1 protein-coding gene is annotated in these 494 nt (G+C 49.6%); it reads left to right on the top strand.

Features of this window, described 5'->3' with window-relative positions; translation table 11 throughout:
• A partial coding sequence (locus ACTHUR_RS19140) for a prepilin peptidase (RefSeq protein ID WP_440400358.1) occupies positions 1 to 425 on the top strand: 425 nt, incomplete at its 5' end.
• Positions 426 to 494: the final 69 nt, after the last annotated feature.

Below are 494 nucleotides of genomic sequence, written 5' to 3'. Positions count from 1 at the left end.
ATACCGATACGCAATATTTGCCCGACAGCCTGACTCAGCCCCTAATTTGGATCGGCCTGCTGTTTAATCTGAATGATACATTCGTTCCCCTGCATTCAGCCGTTTGGGGTGCGATTGCAGGCTATATGAGCCTTTATACTTTATGCGCCGTCTATAAACTTCTGACCGGTAAAATCGGCATGGGCAATGGCGACTTCAAACTTTTGGCCGCACTCGGTGCATGGCTGGGCGTAGGAATTTTGCCTGTTCTGATCTTTATGGCTGCCTTAGTCGGGCTGTTAGGCGCACTCATCGCCCGCGTCGGCAAAGGCCAATATTTTGCTTTTGGTCCCAGCCTCGCTGTAGCAGGATGGATTATTTTGGTTGCCAATGCACCTATTACCCAACTGGTACAATGGTGGCTCGTACAATCAGGATTCCGATAATGACATTATGGATAGGCTTGACCGGCGGTATCGGTAGCGGCAAATCATCTATTGCCCAAATGTTTGCCG

This window comes from Neisseria sp. P0021.S007, assembly GCF_051956855.1.
Note: the sequence above shows the minus strand (reverse complement) of the source record. Positions and strands in the feature narration are given on the sequence as shown.